General features: G+C 60.2%; 14 protein-coding genes and 1 pseudogene. 3 read left to right on the top strand and 12 right to left on the bottom strand.

Going from position 1 to position 16,817, the window contains the following annotated elements:
• Positions 1 to 79 precede the first annotated feature (79 nt).
• The 5 genes from GEM_RS27860 to GEM_RS27840 form a co-directional block, all read right to left on the bottom strand.
• Complete coding sequence (locus GEM_RS27860) at positions 80 to 1,303, bottom strand: serine hydrolase domain-containing protein (protein WP_041491040.1); 1,224 nt, start codon at positions 1,301 to 1,303, stop codon at positions 80 to 82.
• A gap of 71 nt (positions 1,304 to 1,374) precedes the next feature.
• The gene (locus tag GEM_RS27855) at positions 1,375 to 2,571 is read right to left on the bottom strand and encodes a serine hydrolase domain-containing protein (RefSeq protein WP_014900771.1); all 1,197 of its coding nucleotides are present in this window, start codon (positions 2,569 to 2,571) and stop codon (positions 1,375 to 1,377) included.
• 63 nt (positions 2,572 to 2,634) lie between these two features.
• Positions 2,635 to 4,050, bottom strand: a complete 1,416-nt coding sequence (hydA, locus tag GEM_RS27850) for a dihydropyrimidinase (protein WP_014900770.1) — start codon at positions 4,048 to 4,050, stop codon at positions 2,635 to 2,637.
• A 10-nt stretch (positions 4,051 to 4,060) separates the two neighbouring features.
• On the bottom strand, positions 4,061 to 4,789 hold the full coding sequence (locus GEM_RS27845; RefSeq protein WP_014900769.1) for an aspartate/glutamate racemase family protein: 729 nt from the start codon (positions 4,787 to 4,789) through the stop codon (positions 4,061 to 4,063).
• Between the two features lie 51 nt (positions 4,790 to 4,840).
• Complete coding sequence (locus tag GEM_RS27840; RefSeq protein WP_014900768.1) at positions 4,841 to 6,139, bottom strand: MFS transporter; 1,299 nt, start codon at positions 6,137 to 6,139, stop codon at positions 4,841 to 4,843.
• A 172-nt stretch (positions 6,140 to 6,311) separates the two neighbouring features.
• Between GEM_RS27840 and GEM_RS27835 the strand changes: the two genes are divergently transcribed.
• Positions 6,312 to 7,025, top strand: a complete 714-nt coding sequence (locus GEM_RS27835; protein ID WP_014900767.1) for a GntR family transcriptional regulator — start codon at positions 6,312 to 6,314, stop codon at positions 7,023 to 7,025.
• A 47-nt stretch (positions 7,026 to 7,072) separates the two neighbouring features.
• Here the strand turns inward: GEM_RS27835 and GEM_RS27830 are convergent, their stop codons facing one another.
• Both GEM_RS27830 and GEM_RS27825 read right to left on the bottom strand, forming a co-directional pair.
• Positions 7,073 to 8,257: a M20 aminoacylase family protein gene (locus GEM_RS27830; RefSeq protein ID WP_014900766.1), complete on the bottom strand. Its 1,185-nt coding sequence runs from the start codon at positions 8,255 to 8,257 to the stop codon at positions 7,073 to 7,075.
• A 38-nt stretch (positions 8,258 to 8,295) separates the two neighbouring features.
• The gene (locus tag GEM_RS27825; protein WP_014900765.1) at positions 8,296 to 9,537 is read right to left on the bottom strand and encodes a diaminopropionate ammonia-lyase; all 1,242 of its coding nucleotides are present in this window, start codon (positions 9,535 to 9,537) and stop codon (positions 8,296 to 8,298) included.
• A gap of 179 nt (positions 9,538 to 9,716) precedes the next feature.
• Between GEM_RS27825 and GEM_RS27820 the strand changes: the two genes are divergently transcribed.
• The gene (locus tag GEM_RS27820; protein ID WP_014900764.1) at positions 9,717 to 10,193 is read left to right on the top strand and encodes an Lrp/AsnC family transcriptional regulator; all 477 of its coding nucleotides are present in this window, start codon (positions 9,717 to 9,719) and stop codon (positions 10,191 to 10,193) included.
• 27 nt (positions 10,194 to 10,220) lie between these two features.
• Here GEM_RS27820 and hpaB read toward each other — a convergent pair whose 3' ends face one another.
• From hpaB to GEM_RS30680, 5 genes are all read right to left on the bottom strand, one after another.
• Positions 10,221 to 11,648 carry a 4-hydroxyphenylacetate 3-monooxygenase, oxygenase component gene (gene hpaB, locus GEM_RS27815; protein ID WP_014900763.1) on the bottom strand — a complete coding sequence of 476 codons (1,428 nt, stop codon included), beginning with the start codon at positions 11,646 to 11,648 and terminating at the stop codon, positions 10,221 to 10,223.
• Between the two features lie 80 nt (positions 11,649 to 11,728).
• Positions 11,729 to 12,067 (bottom strand): hypothetical protein, encoded by a 339-nt coding sequence (locus GEM_RS27810; protein WP_148283904.1) that lies wholly within the window; start codon positions 12,065 to 12,067, stop codon positions 11,729 to 11,731.
• Positions 12,068 to 12,350: 283 nt separating this feature from the next.
• The gene (locus GEM_RS30690; RefSeq protein ID WP_080599486.1) at positions 12,351 to 13,223 is read right to left on the bottom strand and encodes a JmjC domain-containing protein; all 873 of its coding nucleotides are present in this window, start codon (positions 13,221 to 13,223) and stop codon (positions 12,351 to 12,353) included.
• Complete coding sequence (locus tag GEM_RS30685; protein WP_148283903.1) at positions 13,217 to 14,806, bottom strand: ATP-binding cassette domain-containing protein; 1,590 nt, start codon at positions 14,804 to 14,806, stop codon at positions 13,217 to 13,219. Before GEM_RS30685 ends, GEM_RS30690 begins: the two co-directional genes overlap by 7 nt.
• A 168-nt stretch (positions 14,807 to 14,974) precedes the next feature.
• Entirely contained in the window at positions 14,975 to 15,670 is a 696-nt protein-coding gene (locus GEM_RS30680) for a hypothetical protein (RefSeq protein ID WP_014900760.1), read from the bottom strand.
• A gap of 986 nt (positions 15,671 to 16,656) precedes the next feature.
• Here GEM_RS30680 and GEM_RS27795 point away from each other — a divergent pair.
• Positions 16,657 to 16,815, top strand: a pseudogene (locus GEM_RS27795) (Lrp/AsnC ligand binding domain-containing protein); the annotation flags it as partial.
• Positions 16,816 to 16,817: the final 2 nt, after the last annotated feature.

Here is a 16,817-nt window from a genome sequence, read left to right as displayed (position 1 = left end):
GGCCTGCGCGCCGGGCACGCCCGCGGAGCGCGCACTCACTTCCAGCTCCACACGCAGCGCCGCACGGGTATCGACGCGGCTACTTCGGCAGATCGGTCGGATCGACCTGTGTACCGGGCACGCCTGCGGAGCGCGCGCTCACTTCAAGCTCGTCGCGCAGCGCCGCACGCGTATCGCCGCCACCGGCACCCTGCCCCGACGCAGCACCGCCATCGAGTGCCGGCAGGATGTAATCGTTCACCATCCGCCGGAACAGCTTCACGTTCTCCGCATCGCGCAGGCCGCCGTCCACCGGCAGCACGCCCGTCATCACGATCACCGTATTGCGCTTCGGCAGCACCGTGATGAATTGCCCCTTGAAGCCCATCGCGTCGAATTCGGGCTCGCTCGCGACGATGTTGTTGATCCACCAGTAGTAGCCAAAATGCGGCGACACGCGCGGCGACGTCATCTGTGCGATCCACGCTTGCGGGACCACCTGCCGCCCCTGCCAGCGCCCGCCGTCGAGCACGAGCATGCCGATCTTCGCCATGTCGACGGCGCGCAGCCGCAGCCCCCAGCCGGCCGACACGAGCCCGGTGCGGTCCGCGCGCTCCCATGCGGCGCGCTTCATGTCGAGCGGAGCGAACAGATGCGTCTGCGCATAGCGCTCGACGGGTTCGCCGGCCGCCGCGCTCAACATCGCCGACGCGAGGATCGGGTTCACGTCGGTGTAGTCGAACGCGGTGCCGGGCGCGACCTTCGGCACCGCCGCCGCCGCGAGCTTCAGCCGGTCCGGCGCGGTGTAGTAGATCGGATCGTCTTTCGGGCTGAAGTCGTAATGCAGGCCGCTCGACATCGACAGCACGTGCTTCAGCGCGATGCCGCGCTTGTCCGCGAGCGCGCCGCCCAGGTCGGGACGCCACGCGGCGAGCCGCGCGGCCACCGGGTCGTCGAGATGCAAGGCGCCGCGCTCGACCAGGATGCCCGCGACGAGCGACGTCACGGCCTTCGTCACCGAGTACAGCTCATAGGTCGAATCACGCGACGCGTTCGCACCGTAGCGCTCGAACACCAGCTTGCCGTCCTTCACGACGAGCAGGCTGTACACGTCGAGCTTCTGCGCGCGGATCCAGCGCGACAGGTCGACGAGCTTGCGCGAATCGACGCCGACATCTTCCGGCGCGGCGGCCTCGATGCCGGTCTCATGCAGCGGCGGCAGTGCATCGGCCGCCTGCGCCGCGGACAGCGCCGGCATGGGCGCCGACGCCAGCGCACCGCCGCCGATCAGCAACGCCGCAACCCGCGCGAGCAGCCGGCGCATGAAAGGCACGGCCGGCCGCCGCGCATCGGGATGCCACGCAGACGATTGGTCAATAATGTTCGCGATCCTCATCAAATCTCCGGCGCATCGTTGAACGCGGCGGCGGTACCGGGCACGCCCTTCGTCTGCCGGCTACGCGCGAGTTCGTCGCGCAGCGCCTGCGTGGTTGCCGCGCGCTCGACCGGCGGCTGCGCGGGCGAGAGCGCCGGCAGGATGTAGTCGCCGACCATCCGTCGATACAGGTTCAGGTAGGTCGCGTCGCGCAGGCCGCCGTCGGTCGGCAGCAGGCTCGTCATCACGACGACCGCGCGCTGCGCGGGCAGCACCGTGATGAACTGCCCCTTGAAGCCCATCGCGCCGAATTCCGGCGTGCCGTGCTCGACGACGTGACTGATCCAGCAGTAGTAGCCGTAATCGGCCGCGGCCGGCGACGGCGTCGTCATCTGCCGGACCCAGCCGGCCGGCACGATCTGCTGGCCGTTCCACTGACCGTGGTCGAGCAGCAGCATGCCGATTTTCGCCATGTCGACCGCGCGCAATCGCAAGCCCCAGCCGCCGGCCACCGCGCCGGTGCCGTCGGCGCCGCTCCAGCGGTAATGCGCGAAGCCGAGCGGTTCGAACAGCCGCTTGCGCGCGAAGTCGTCCTCGCGTTCCCGCGCGGCGATCGACACGGCCGTGCCGACCAGCACCGGATTCACGTCGATGTAGTCGAACTGCGTGCCGGGTGGCTGCGCGGCGCGGCTCGTCACCGCGACGTGCAGCCGGTCGGGCGCGTCGTAATACAGCGGATCGGTGCCTTCGCGCGTGGTGTAGCGCAGCCCGCTCGACATCGACATCAGGTGCCGCAGCTCGATGTCCTGCTTGTCCGCGAGTTCGCTCGCGAGATCGGGCCGCGCGGCCGCGATCAGCGGCGCGACCTTCGTCGACGGGCCGAGCTTGCCCTCGCCGTCGAGGATGCCGGCGAGCAGCGCGGTGATCGTCTTCGTTACCGAATACAGCTCGTAGTTGTTGTCGCGCGAAAGGCCGTCGCCGTAGCGCTCGAACACGATCCGGCCGTCCTTCACGACGACGAGGCTGCGCACGTCCATCCGGTCGCGGCGCAGCCATTCGGACAGCCGTACGAGCGGCGCCGAATCGACGCCGACCGCTTCGGGCACGACGCTCGGCAGGTCCTGCGGTGCGCCGCCGGCGGCCAGCGCCGGGCCGCCGTTTGAACTGGCGACGATGGCCGCTGCCGCGATGCCGCGCATTGCGTGGGAAACGCTCATGCTTGCTCCTGTTGAAACTGCGCCCGCTGCTGCAAGCGGGCACTCACATCAAGTCACGTGAAGTCAGTCGAGACACGGCGTGCCGGCCGGCACGAACTGCCCGCGCCCCGGCTCCGCCGCGAGAAGCCGGCCGTCCTCGACGAGCAGCTCGCCGCGCGACAGGCAATGACGCGGCCAGCCCGTCACCTCGATGCCTTCATAAGGCGTGTAGTCGACCGCATGATGCAGCGCCGAATTCGCGATCCGCACGCGCTTGTCGGGGTCCCATACGACGATATCCGCATCGGCGCCGACCGCGATCGTCCCCTTGCGCGGATACAGCCCGTACAGCTTCGCGGGCCGCAGCGAAGTCAGCTCGACGAACTGGTGCAGCGACAGATGCCCCTTGCGTACGCCGTCGAACAGCAGCGGCAGCCGCGTCTCGAGGCCCGGGATTCCGTTCGGGATATGGTCGAACGATACGCGCTGACCGCCCGGATGCTTGCCGCACGGGTCATCGTAGTTGAACGGCGCATGGTCCGACGAGAATACCGAGAATACGCCCTGCTTCAGCGCCTTCCACACGGCCTGCTGGTTGGCCGGGTCGCGCGGCGGCGGGCTGCATACGCACTTCGCGCCGTCGTAGCCGTCGTGACCGTCGTGGCCGAGATCGGCGGCCGTCAGGTACAGGTACTGCGGGCATGTTTCGGCCAGGATCGGCAGCCCGCGCGACTGCCCCCAGCGGATCTGCTCGATCGCTTCGGCGCCCGACACGTGCACGATCAGGATCGGCACGTCGACGAGTTCCGCGAATGCGATCGCGCGATGCGTCGCCTCACGTTCGACCACGGCCGGCCGCGCATGCGCATGGAAGTGCGGCGCGACGTGGCCGTCGCCGAGCAGCCGCTCGGTCAGCCAGCCGATGCAGTCCGAATTCTCCGCATGCACCATCACGAGCGCGCCGTGCGCGCGCGCGACCGACAGCACGTCGAGCATCTGCCGGTCGTTCAGCTTCAGGTCGTCGTAGGTCATGTACACCTTGAACGACGTGTAGCCGTTCGCGATCAGCCGCGGCAATTCCTCGGCTAATACATGCGGCGTCGGATCGGCGACGATCAGGTGAAAACCGTAGTCGACCAGCGCGCGCCCTTCCGCGCGCCGGTGATAGTCGTCCACGGCGGCCTGCAGCGACTGCCCCTTCGCCTGCGCGGCGAACGGGATCACGGTGGTCGTGCCGCCGCACAGCGCCGAGCGCGTGCCGGACAGGAAGTCGTCGGCCATCCGCAGCCCGTCGGGCATCGGCTGGTCGAGATGGCAGTGCGCATCGACGCCACCCGGCATCACCAGCATCCCGCTCGCATCGAGCTCGCGCGGCGCGCGCGGCAGCCCGTGGCCGAGCATGGCCACGCGCCCCGCGCGGATGCCGATGTCGCACGAGAACCGGTCCGCCGCCGTCACGACGTCCGCGTGACGGATCACGAAATCGAGATCGTTCGACATGGCGCGCGCCTCAGATCACGTCGCTGAAGAGACGCCCCCAGCCCTTCACCTGGCGCGTGTCGTAGTCGGCGAGCTGCAGCGACTTCCACACGACGGTCGAGATGGTGTCGTAGATCGGAATGCCCGTCTCTTCCTCGAGCGCCGGCACCAGGTGCGCGGCGTTCAGGTTCGTGCAGAAGATCGAGATCGCGCGCGGGCCGGCCTTCGCGACTTCGCGCACCATCCCGCCGATCTGGTCGCCCGTCACTTCGGAGAACGAGAAATTGACCTTCAGGTTCAGGTGGCGCTCGGCGATGCAGTTCAGGCCCGAACGGCGGTAGTTGTCGACGATCTTCGTCTGCACGTCGTCGAGATACGGCGTGACGAGGCCGAACTCATGCGCGTTGGTCTTCTTCAGGATCTCGTTGAGTGCGAGCACCGAGGTCGTGGCCGGAATGCCCGTCGCTTCGGTGATCCGCTGGCACAGCCGCTCGTCGGCTTCGAAGCCCAGCCAGCCGGACGATGTGCCGTTCCACGCGATCACGTCGACCTTCGCGTCGGCGAGCAGCATCGCGGCCTGGATGATCTTGTCGTCGTCGAACTGGCCGAGCGCCTGGCCCGACAGCGAGATCTCGGTGACGGGAAAGCGCGCGAAGTGCGCGGACACGCCCGGCAGGCCGGCGACCATCGCGCTCGTCAGCGGTTCGAGCGAGGTGTTGGACGAAGGGGTGAGCATGCCGAGCAGGGTACGTTTCTTCATGATGGGTGTCTCTCTACCAGTGAAAGCAGTGAATCCAATGAAAAGGGTCGGTCAGACCGGGAGCTTGTTTTCGTAGTCGATCGCGCTGGAGCACACGAGCAGGCCGACGCCGGCCGCCGCGAACACCATCAGCGCGAGGAAATAGGAACCGGTGAACTGCACGATCGCGCCGACGACGATCGGCACGGTCACGCCGCCGAGGTTGCCGCCCAGGTTCATGAGGCCGCCGAGGAAGCCGATCTTGTTGCGCGTGCCGAGCGACGACGGGATGCACCAGTACAGCCCGCACCAGCGCAGGAAGAACAGCGTCGTCGACAGCAGCACGACGCACACGACCGGGCTCTTCACGTAGGCGACGGAGAAGATCGACACGGTCGCGATCACCGCGGCGATGCCGAACAGCGTGCGCATCACGACGTTCGGGCGCCCGCCCGCGGCCTTCCACTTGTCGGCGATCCAGCCGCCGAGCAGTTCGCCGACGAAGCCGCAGAAGAAAATGATGAAGGTCGAGCCGCCCATCTGCTTGATGTCGAAGCCGTGCACCTTGTGCAGGTAGTTCGGCATCCACGTGAGCAGCCCGTAGAACACGCTGTTGAAGCACATCCAGCCGAAGAACATGCACCACACCGAGCGGTACTTGAAGAAGTCGCGCGAGCGGCCCGATGCACCGGCCGGCTCGGCCGCGAGGTCGCTCGCGTGCGACGCCTCGATGTAGTCGGCTTCGAGATCGTTGACGCCCGGATGCTCGCGCGGCGTGTTGCGGATGTAGTACCACGCGAGAAAACCGGCCAGCACCGTGCCCACGCCGGCCACCGCGAACGCGAGCCGCCACGACCCGAGCAGCGCGATCAGCCCGGCAATCAGCACCGCGCCCAGCGCCGCACCGAGCGGCGCGCCACCGTCGAGCAGCGTGGCGCCGCGGCCGCGCTCGGTCTGCGTCATCCAGATTGCGTTGAGCTTGCCGCCGGCCGGGTAGATCGGCGCTTCGGACGCGCCGAGCCCGAGGCGTGTAAGCAGCAGCGACGGCGCGTTCGTGCACAGCGCGGCGATCGCCTGGAAGAAGCCCCAGAACACGGTCGCCGTCGCGATCACGATGCGCGGCTTGAACCGGTCGGCCAGCATCCCGCCCGGGATCTGCATCACCGCATAGGTCCAGAAAAACGAACTGAGGATCAGACCCTCCATCGCCGGCCCGATATTGAACTCCTGCGAGATGTAAGGCATGGCGACGGACAGCGACGCGCGATCGACGTAGTTGATCGCGATGAGGCTCAGCATGACGACGAATATCTTCCAGCGGACGGCGGACTTGCCGACCGTCAGGGCGGCGACACCGGAGGTTGAAGACATGGACGGACTCCAGGAGTGAACGAGGATGGTCAGGACGTCGCGCAACGTTGAGCCGAGTATAGGATTAGAAATTTATAATTACCGTTAGCGTAAACGCTTGGTTTGATTGAGATTCTTATATCACAACGTTGGTGCAGGGTAAGCCCCGATATCGTGATAAGCTCGCACCATCATGAGCCAGACACCCCGCAATCCCCTGCTTCTGCGCACCCGCGGCATGGCCGCGGAGATCGCCGCGCGCCTGCGCGTGATGATCGACGAGGGCGAATTGCCGCCCGGCGCGCGGATCGACGAGAAGGAACTGAGCCTCGCGTTCGACGTGTCGAAGACGCCGCTGCGCGAAGCGCTGAAGGTGCTCGTCGCGGAAGGCGTCGTCACGCATCGCCAGTACATCGGCTATCGCGTCGCGTCGATCGACGTCGACGATCTCGTGTCGACGTTCGAGTTGCTGCACGGGCTCGAGGCGATGGCGGGAGAGTTGCTGCGCAAGCGGATCGGCGCGTCGACGCTTGCCGCGCTGCAGGCGAAGCACCGGAAGATGATCGAGTGCCACGAGGCCGGCAAGCGGGTCGAGTATTTCCGGCTGAACCAGCAAATTCATCAGATGATCATCGACGCGGCGGGCAACCCGGTGCTGTCGGGCGTCTATGCGTCGCTGATGTCGAAGGTGCACCGCGCGCGCGGCGCCGCGAACGCGGACACGCTGCGCTGGGCCGAGTCGCTGCACGAGCACGACGAGATCATGGCCGCGCTCGCCGATCCCGACCATACGCGGCTACCGCAGGTGTTGCGCAGCCATTCGGAGAACACCGCGCGCGAAGTGCTGGCGATCCTCGATCGCACCAGCACGGCCGCCGCGCCGGGCAAGCAGGCGGCCAAAGCGTAACCGCTTCGTGATGGGCAGGCCGCCATATTCTGGCGGCCTGACGCCCGCTACGCGGCCTTCAACGCACGCCGCGCCACTTCCGCAAAATAGCGCGCGCCGACCGGCAGGATCTCGTCGTTGAAATCGTAGGTCGCGTTGTGCAGCGGCACGCCGCCGCGCCCGGCCGCTTCGCCGTTGCCGATGAACACGAAGTTGCCCGGCACCGCCTGCAGGAATGCGCCGAAGTCTTCCGAGATCATCATCGGCTGCACGTCGGCGTTCACCGCGTCGGTCCCCGCGATGTGTGCGGCCGCGTGCACGGCCGTCTCGACCCATTCCGGAGAATTCACCGTCGGCGCGAACTCGTGCGTGTACTCGAACGTGCAGGTCGCGCCGTGGGTGCGGCAGATTCCTTCGCTGATCTCGCGCATCCGCGTTTCCAGCAGCGCCTGCACGTCGCGCGAATAGCTGCGCGTGTCGCCCTTGATCGTCACCGTCGACGGCAGCACGTTGCGCAGCCCGTCGGTGATGAACTCCGTGCACGAGATCACGGCCTGCTGGCCCGGATCGAGATTGCGCGACACGATCGTCTGCAGCGCGAGCACGATCTGCGAACCGATCACGATCGGATCGATGCCCATGTGCGGGCGCGCCGCATGCGTGCCGCGTCCGTCGATCCGGATCACGAAATTGTCCTCGCTCGCCATGATGCCGCCCGCGCGCGTCGAGAACGTGCCGGCGCGCATGCCCGGCATGTTGTGCGCGCCGAAGATCGCATCGACCGGAAAGCGCTCGAACAGGCCGTCGGCCATCATCGCCTTCGCGCCGCGGCCGTGCTCCTCGGCCGGCTGGAAAATGAAGCGCACCGTGCCGTCGAAGTCCTTGCGCTCGGCCAGCAGCTGTGCGGCGCCGAGCACCATCGACATGTGGCCATCGTGCCCGCACGCGTGCATCTTGCCCGGCGTGCGCGACGCATGTTCGCGGCCCGGCGCGTGCTCGACGATGTTCAGTGCGTCCATGTCCGCGCGGATGCCGATCGCACGCGTGCCGGTGCCGACCGTCAGGTTCGCGACGAGCCCGGTGCCGCCAATCCCGCGATGCACGTCGAGCCCGAGCGTCGTCAGGATCCGCGCGACGTAGTCCGACGTGTTCACTTCCTCGAAACCCGTCTCCGGATGCTGGTGCAGATGCCGGCGCCAGCTTTTCAGTTGTCCCTGCAGCGTGCTTTCTTCCGTTGCGTCGATTGCGTCCATCGTGCTTGCCTCGTCGGTCGTCATGTCGTTCGGTTCGCTCAGGCCACTGCGGCCGCGCGGTTCAGCTTCAGCCAGTCGCGCTGGCGCGCGAGCACCGCGTCGGCCGTGTGGCCGACGCACTGCCGGTAGACGGACGGCGCGGTCGCGCCTTCCGTGCTGATCGCCAGCACGCGCGAATGCGCATCGAGCCCCGCCTGCCGCGCCAGCGCCGGGTCGCGCATCAGCACGGTCAGCCCCGCGATACCCGCCGCGCCCGACTCGCCGGACACGAACGGCACATCACGTTCGCTGCCGGCGGCGAGCGCGCGCATCGCCTGCACCGCGTCGTCGTCGTCGATCAGCATGAAGTGGTCGATGCTCGGCTCGAGGAAATCCCATGCGAGCGGCGACGCCTCGCCGCACGCGAGCCCGGCCATCACCGAATCGACGCTGCCGGTCGCCTTCGTCGCGCGCCCCGCGAGCGCGCTCTGGTACAGACAATCGGCCTGGCGCGGCTCGACGACGATGAAATGCGGGCGCTGTGCGCCATCATGCTCCCACAGGTAGCTCACGATACCCGCCGCAAGACCGCCGACGCCGCCCTGCAGGAACACGTGCGTGAACGGCCGGCCGTCGGCGCCCGCCGGCTGCTGCGCGAGCGCTTCGGCCGCGATCACGCCGTAGCCCTGCATCACGTCGCGCGGAATCGCCTCGTAGCCGTCGTACGACGTATCCGACACCACGTGCCAGCCGTTCGCGTCCGCGAGCTGCGCGGCGTGCACGACCGATTCGTCGTAGTTGCCGGCGATCCGCACGATCCGCGCGCCGTGCGCGGCGATCGCCTGCTCGCGCTCGGCATCGACGTGCGCGTGCAGCACGATCACGCAGCGGCAGCCGATCGCGCGCGCGGCGGCGGCCAGCGCGCGCCCATGGTTGCCGTCGGTCGCGCTGATCACCGTCAGGTCGGCGAGCGACGCCGCGTAACGGCCGGTCATGAGCCCCGGCGGATCGAGCGCCTCGTTGCGCCGCAGCCGCTTCACGAGCCGCATCAGCGCGATCGGCGCGCCGAGCGCCTTGAAGCTGCCGAGCGGCGAACGGCAGGCTTCGTCCTTCACGCTGACGCTCGCGACGCCGAGCCGCGCGGCCAGGTCGGGCAGCGCGCGCAGCGGCGTGCGCGCGGCGCCCACCAGCGGCCAGTGCGACAGCCACGCGCCGCTCTCGTCAGCCGCGGCGATGTTCATGACGCGTTGCAGCATGTCGGGATAGTCGGTGCGCGACGCGCGGGGATTGGCGATCAGCATGACGGGAAAGCTCCGGAAAGGGGCCGCGCGGGCGGCCCGTCGGTGGTTGCGGTGCGGGCGCATACGGGTTGCGCTCGCCGTCGGTCCGAAAATAATATTGCGCATGCCGGTCAACGAAATCGCCAAATCGGCACTCCGGACGCAAAAATTTCTCATTCTTTCGAGGTTGCCGCACCACCATGCCCACCCCACTCGATGCGTTCGATCGCAAGCTGCTGATGGAAGTCCAGCGCGACGCGCACACGCCGCAGAACGAGCTCGGCGCCCGCGTGAACCTGTCGACCGCCGCCGTGAACCGCCGCCTGCGGCGGCTCGCGGAAGATGGCGTGATCGAGCGCTATACCGCGATCGTCGCGCCGGACAAGGTCGATCATCCGCTGACGATCGTCGTGAACGTCGAGGTCGAGAGCGAGCAGATCGACCAGCTCGACGCGATGAAGCGGACCTTCGAGCGCTGCCCGCAGATCCAGCAGTGCTACTACGTGACCGGGGAATGGGATTTCGTGCTGATCCTGGCCGTGCGGAACATGGATCAGTACAACGCGCTCACGCGCGAGCTGTTCTTCGCGAACAACAACGTGAAGCGGTTCAAGACGCTGGTGAGCATGAGCCGCGTGAAGGTCGGGCTCGAGGTCCCGGTGGGTTCGGACGAGTAGCGCTTGAATTCAAGATATTAAAATTGGTTAGCCGTGACCATCGCGAATAAAGTTATCCACGCGCTCCATCAATTCTGAGCATGGATTGTTTCGAAATATCCGGGTCGCCATATTTACGGGATCACCAAAGAAGAATCGTTCGTAGAGAACTTGGCGTCCACCAAATGCAGAGATTGATGCATCCCACGCCAGCCGGTACAAATCAATCTTCTCCTCTGCCTCTAGTCTCATGCCTTGAAAATATTTATCGATCTCGCCGCGCATCGGCCCATCCAGATCCTGACTCATCGGTAACGTCACCAAACCGCTGGCACCAATCTGCTGAACGATCTCCACGATCTGCGGATACATGCGGGGAAACAGGTATCGAGCAGCCTCCAGGGGCCCCCAGTCAGGAACCAGCATGCCAAAATCGTTCGGCCTCGCCCCGGCCTCTGCGGCTAATTTGAATGCCTTCATCGTTTGCCATCCCGCCCAGACCTCGGCCATCTTACCGTGAATATGCTGAAACGACTCAAGCCCAGACCCACGAATCATCAGGGAAATGAGACCAAGAAAAAACTCGATCTTGACAATGTTCTTACACACTACTTGATAGGTTATATGGGCGGTCGCACCGGTCGCGTCGTAGAAGCGATTACAAATGTCTATATCGCGATAGCAAAATACCCGCTCCCACGGAACCAACACATTATCGAAAATCGCTACAGCATCCATTTCCTCATATCGCGCGCCAAGCGGATGGTTTTTGCGACCCATCCCGTAGTCAACGGATTCACGACAGATAAATTTCAACCCTTCAGTACAGGTCGGCAGAACGAATGCGAATGCGTATGGTTTAGACGCGTCTGAAACATCCAGTAACCTTGCTGGGAAAACCGCTATCTCATCGGCAAAAGGAAGTGTCGCAATCAACCTTGCGCCAGTTACATAGATGCCCGCATCCGTTTCCTTTGTGACATGTGCCGATACAGTAGGGTCATCTTGAAACGCTGGCCCGACTCGGCGATTGGCCCGTGGATTCAATATCGTATGCGTAAGAGCGAGATCGTTGTCTCGCACAAATCGAAAATATTTCCTGGCATTGTGCGAAAACGATCTTCCACCAATGTCGAAAAAATCCGCGGACCCCGCGAATGACGCAACTGCCCTGTTCAGGTAAGCTGGATCGCGACCGAGCATACCCTGGCTGAACTCAGCACCTACAAGAAGCGCCTTACCGACGGACAGCAAATCACTTCGGCTTTTTGTGATCGAAAATGACTTGCTCACTTGTTTGCCGTCAATACTCTCCAACATGAGATCACTGCGATCCCATTGATAGTCATAAAGTGCGGCGAGCGTCTCTATCCCGTTTTTGAGTTGCGCGGATTCTCGAACATTTTCGATGCGTCTTCCCTGATACCAAAGCTCAGGAGGATGATTTTCGAGACGTCGCAAGAAATCTTTACCCATCCTCGCACCTCGATACTCATCTTTAAACGCAAGCGACCTGGACATAGCTCCCTTATTTCCCCGACGCGAAACCATCATCGTTATATTTTGCGTGCATGATCGATATCTTCGATGCATAGCATTACGACCTGCCACCGGCTCTCAACAATCACCCACAGTTCGAAGAAATCAAATTGACTGGCCACCTCTCCGTCCCTCGTAATTTGCGCCGAACCGTATACTGTGGCCCAATTCTTGCGCTCCCGCATCTGGTCGATTACCTCCGTATATTTGACATCATTCGTGCGCTTGTTCGGGAATTTCCTTCGACTCACCTCTATAAATGCAATCTCTTCAGATTTTGATATATGCACGCCATTTCTATTCACAAAAAATGATGGCGCCTCAAGATATGCAAGCCAATCCACCTCACCATTCAAGTAAGCATTGATCCAGACATCTCGAATCTGCGCTATCGAGTATTTATGTCTCATTCCGCAAAAAATATATACTCTTCTCTTGGCATCAACTATTCAGCCGGCATCCACCCTATACCAAACACATCTTCACTTTCGAACTAGGCAAATACCAATTTCCGATACTTCTCTGCTCGACATGAAATCTTCAGGTCATAGACAGAGGTAAAAAAACCCTTATTCTGCACATTACTCGCATCGAACCGAGTACCGCCCCATCTATATTGCTGCTGCCCGCAATACTCTTTCAGAGCGCCGGAAAATCGAACCCGACCTTTCTTTCGCGTCTTCGCTCACGCAACTCCACAAGGAGCATTTCCATGTCCAGTTCTTGTATCGAATGGACTACCCTTTCCTTCAGCTCGCTCGCCTCGGCCACAGTGGCCGAATAATTCACCTTGTCACGAAAAAATCGATTCTTGGTTAATTTTTCCAAGAGCAGCGTCAGCACATCCGACTTGCGGGCAAAGTCGAGCCCAATCGTCACGTGCATTGAAATATCGCTCATAGCTTCAACGTCATGCCAATATCCAAATGGCAAGTACAGGCCCTTTCCCGTGGACAGCAAATACTCCTTAAGCGGCGCTCCCTTGGGGGAAGGCAAGTGGAAACTCTTATCTCCTCGATTCGGCGAGTGGTATGTTGGAGCATATATTGTCCATCGCTTGATACCATGAATTTGTATAGCAAAGACGTCGTGATCGTCGAAGTGGCAGCCAAATCCACTCGGCCCCTTGGGTGAAACATACAAGTTGGCCCAAGCCTGGCAGCAAAGCGAAGAACTAATTTCTTCTGTTAGCGCGCCGACCCCCGGAAAGAATACTTCACAATTGTCTATGATGATTGCGCAGCCATCGCCCAATGCCTTGCGCAGCACTCCAGGAACCACCCTTGGTCGCCTCTCTCCCCTCTCCGAGAACGAATAGCGGAGGAATCCGTTATAGTTTCGACTATAGACGTTACCTGCGGCGGCAACCCGGATTCTCGGATAATCGAGCAATCCACTCGACAAAAGTGAATTGACTTCATCCCAGGTAGCTATCCGGTCAACCTTAATTGAGTCGAACACATATGGCCGCAAATGGAGACCCTTCGATAGAAAATCCCGGGAATTCAGCATGCCTGCACCCCTTGCTTAATATGGATTGCACCGTCAGACTCCTCCATGACATGCGAATTAATTCTTGAGCCTGGCCCGAAAATAATTCCCAGGGGTTGATGCGCTATCACGAATATGCCCACACTACGCGCGAGGAGCGTTATAGTTCCCGCAAGTTCACGGGCACCTTTTTCATCCAATCCCGAAAATGGTTCATCCAATATCAAGATGTCGCATTCCTGCAGCAACCCCCTGGCAATAACCAATCGCTGGCGCTCGCCCCCAGAAAGTCGGCCGCCTTTTTCACCAACGATATATTCAAGATCGTTCGCAAATTTATGGAGCCCAACCTTTTCAAGCGTATCGACAATTTCTTCTCGCGTGATATCACGTCTGCCGTAGCGAAGATTTTCAGCGATAGACTCATTGAAAATAATATTATCCTGAGAAATGTAGCCAATCTTTTTCAATAACAAATTTGAACTCAGACCAAATACATCAACGCCATTTATGAGCAATTGATCTCTCAGCGATCGAATTTCCCCACGCATCGCACGCGCGACAGTACTCTTCCCAATACCGCTAGGGCCCCGCAGTGCGTTAAGCGATCCCAACGCGATCGAAATTTCCCCATGAATTGGCAGCATGTTGTTCTCATTCAGATCCGCCGCCCTGAAACCTCGAAATGAGAATTCGTAGCATTCCGCGTCGAATACCAAAGAATGCAGATCAGAATCTGAACTAACCCTTATCTCCAACCCTTCCGAAATTCTCGAAATATCTATCCTCGCACTGAGGATATTTCTATAGTTAAAACCAAGCGTATTGATCTGAACAATCAGTTGCGTCAGCCCGGTTGCGAGCATAATAACAGTGCCAATTGCGCCCTCCCCTTGGCTGGAGTACCACATAAGACTCAAAGAACACACTACCAGGCATATAACAGAGGAAGCAGCACTATCTAAAAATAATGTCTTCGAGTTTTTGTTCTTTCTATTTTCCAACCCAGCTAGCAGTGCATTGTGACGGCTCATTCGCTCAATCAGCACACTCGGGGAAATGGAACCCGAATTGATAAAGCTGTCATGCATGAATGCTGCGCATTCAGCATTCGATTTTGCGATACCTCTCAACAATGGTACTCGCCTCTTCGTCACATAGATGACAAAAGTAGAGTAGATGACCGCAAATGAGACCAAAATTAAACCTGCATCCCATCCCACAAGAAAAACGGAAAATAACGTGACAGACGCGATCTCAAGCGTGATCGACAGCAATGATCTTAATGTATTGTTTAACAGGGTGCGCACCGAAGCAATCGCCTCCTGGATTTTCTTTTGATATTCTCCGGAATTCTTCAGTCTGGCGCTACGATAACCCATCGTTACAACGTACTCGTACCACTTGTTGCGAACGTCACTCTCAATCCGGTTAGCGAGCTTGTTCGAAATCAGTGTTCCGCTGGCGCCAACAATTGGAAGTAGAAATCTCTGCAACGAAAACAAGGCAATAAAGTAGAGTAATGCATCTTGCCTTCCATGCAGCAAGCTATCAGTTAACCACTTCAACATTGCGCCAAACGACGTATTCAGAGCTGCACTCAAGCACGCAAGAGCCAGTACAGCCCCAAAATGCCACTTGTATAGAAACCATAACTTCGTAGAATATTGAGACACGAGCCACCCTTTATCCCCGACCCTTTGTATGATCGCCCCGAACTTGACCTCGAATTAACACACCGTCGGGGCAACCGATTTTTGCACCACCCAACGTTAGGCATAAAGATCACGTGAGGAGTTGCAGGTGCAATACATACCGCATCCGCGCCTGCCGCAGCCCATCGCAATTTCGGATTTTTTAACGATCTCCGCGACCAATTCACACCCGGTCATACTCGAAGTCAATTGCAGGTCGATCGACGTCCCGTACCTATCAGGCGCGCCATGAGCGATAGCCCTTCGCAGCATATTCATTTTTCTCAACGAATATTTTTCACCATATCCTACGTACCACTTTCTCAGCGTTTCATCTCCAATTGTCGAACTGATAAACTGGAGCTGCTTTTCCAGTCGAGCCCGGTTAAAGTCCTTTAGAGTTACTCCATTCTGAGCCAGAGTTTTGACTTTCTGGCTCAGATGCGCCGCACAGAAAGGCACATGGTGAAGCATTCTGCCAAAGAATCGATTGCAAAATCCCTCATAATCTTTGGTGAAGAGAATAAAATGGTGCCACATTTTATCAATCATCAAAATCGACTCATCCACCTCAAACTCGATACATTGCTTTTGCGCACATTCTGACACGCAAAGAAACTTCTTTGCTTCAGAAAAAATATCGATCGCTTCCGCCTCCTCAACATCCCACTCATCTCGAAATTTTCCAATTACACCTTCATGCTCGTATCGCGCCAGCGCTTCTGGATACACAAAACTCTCGACACCGCACTTGTAATCCATAATTGCACTCATAAATCCTCCAGTCCACTGAATTATCAGAATGAAATGCGCGATACAAGTCACACAACGCGTTTCCGGAAGATTGCCGATTTACAAAACACAAATCCATAAGACAAGTTCGAAATGCTTGTTGATTTTTCGACACAAATTTAAACAATCCCATGAATTGTTTTAACTTATAAAAAAGACACTCATGATTCTGCGAAACGGCTGACGAAACGTTGCCGGGTTATGGCTTTGTCCCAAGAAGGCCCATGCAACGGTCCATTTTCCGGCAGGATCTTGTGCACTGAAGAAATATTCGGAGGTGCGATTAACTGACGCAACCGCCCCTCATCGGGTGATTTGCGCAAACCCCCTCGATATCAAAGCTCTGTCAAGCACCGGCCGCCGTGGTACGGCCCTCTAATCTCATCCCTACAGGCGTCGAAGGCAGCGACATGCTTGGAACCGCTGCGAATGAGCGGGGCGAGTATTTCTTCTCCGCGTGACCGACCCGTCAAGTACATCGCCGAGCAATTTTGGCGGCACTGCATGAAATGGGGTCAATCCGTCCCCGAATGGATCGACACGCGATCTCCTTCTGGCGCGATCATCATCGTTCGTCGATAAAAGAAGTGTCCGTGTCGAATTGACGGGCGCCTCATTACTGTAGATGGCGACTCGGTGCCGGCACTAGAGCACAATCATCGGCGTCGTGAATTGAATCCGTCACGTTCGCCGCGGTCCCAACGTCGCGTGATTCCGGCGGATCTCAGCAACTCCCTGGTATGTCGAGCGCAACATGCGTGGGGCTTGAGACGGAACGTCTCCATACTGCGTCGTATTTGACTGGATTAGCTGTTGCGCAGATTCGGCCGCATCCGGTCATCAGAGCGGTAAGTGAGCGTTCGCGGCTGAGGCCTGCAATATCGGTCATACCGACGGCGTCGGTCTTTAGCAATTCGTGCGACTTCATGCCTGAAACGACACAACGACCGACTCTGACCGGGGAATGAGATTTCGTGCTGATCCTGGCCGTGCGGAACATGGATCAGTACAACGCGCTCACGCGCGAGCTGTTCTTCGCGAACAACAACGTGAAGCGGTTCAAGACGCTGGTGAGCATGAGCCGCGTGAAGGTCGGGCTCGAGGTCCCGGTGGATCTCGACGCGTGATG

The organism is Burkholderia cepacia GG4 (genome assembly GCF_000292915.1).
Taxonomy (GTDB): domain Bacteria; phylum Pseudomonadota; class Gammaproteobacteria; order Burkholderiales; family Burkholderiaceae; genus Burkholderia; species Burkholderia cepacia_D.
This window is presented reverse-complemented; position numbering and strand designations above follow the sequence as displayed.